Consider the following 1,126-nt stretch of genomic DNA (forward strand, 5'->3'; position numbering starts at 1 on the left):
ATGCCGGTCAGCCCCAGGCCGGAGCCTTCGACCAGTGCCGCCCGGACAGGTCCCGGCCCGGTGCGGCGGTCTTCGATGGTCAGGATTGTGGCACGCGGTTCATGGGCGAGTGTCACCGTGGCCTGTGCGTCGCGTGCGTAGCGGACCGTATTGGTCAGCGCCTCCTGCACACCGCGGTACAGGGCTTCACCCGCGTCGGGCTGCAGCTCCCGGTGCGGCCCGATCACGGTCAGGGTCACGTCGAGCTCCAGGTCCACTCGATAGCGTTCGACCAGTTCGGGCAGCCGCTCGAGAGAGGGTACGCGCTCGCCGCGCAGCGCCCGCACAGCCCGGCGCGCATCGGCCACACCGTCCTTGACCAGCTCACCGGCCCGGTCCAGCAGCCCCCGCAGATCCTCGCTCGCCTGGTCGCGCCGGGCCATCCGTCGGGCGGCCTGTATCTGCACGGCCAGTCCGGACAGGGTATGGGCGAGCACGTCGTGCAGATCCTGGGCGATGCGGGTGCGTTCGGCCAGCGCCGCCGCCTCGGTCTCCGCCTCCCGGGCGTCCTCGAGCTGGGCCAGCAGCACGGTGACGGCCACCTCGTTGATGATCGACTGTCGCATCACGATGCCCACGACGGCCAGGAGGACGCCGAACAGGACCTGATGCAGGAAGTTGTCGGTACCGCCGTCCAACCCGGCGGCCGCCGCCCCGGTCAGACAGCCCATGACGACGACCGCGAGCACAGTGGCCGTCCGTCGCTCCAGGATGAGGAACGCCATCAGGACCACGACGGACGGTGGCAGGGTGGACATCGAGCCGGGCTGCAGTATGCCCAGCGCAAAGCCGAAGCCGTCCACCAGCACGCAGAACACCAGGCAGCGGGCAGGACGACCGGTGAGGGGCCACAGGTTCGACGCGACCGCAGCCATGGGCAGCAGACAGCCGACGAGCACCAGGGTGACTGCCAGGTGCCTGCCTCTGACGCCGGGGGCGGGGGAAGCGTGCAGGGACTGGACGGCGATGGCGGCCATGACCCCCCACAACACGGGCTGCATACGCCGGCCCCTGCCTTCGCGTCGCTCCCGGGCACTGGCAAGAGCCACGGCCAGCCGTGGACTGACCGGGCCCGTCGGCTGAAGTA

At 70.6% G+C, this 1,126-nt stretch carries 1 protein-coding gene; it reads right to left on the reverse strand.

Annotated elements, in window-relative coordinates:
- Nucleotides 1-1,040, reverse strand: a 1,040-nt coding sequence (locus ABZ915_RS48780; protein WP_361817956.1) for a histidine kinase, incomplete at its 3' end; no start/stop codon positions are given.
- Between the last annotated feature and the right edge of the window lie 86 nt (nt 1,041-1,126).

It is taken from the genome of Streptomyces sp. NPDC046915, from assembly GCF_040644935.1.
Classification (GTDB): Bacteria; Actinomycetota; Actinomycetes; order Streptomycetales; family Streptomycetaceae; genus Streptomyces.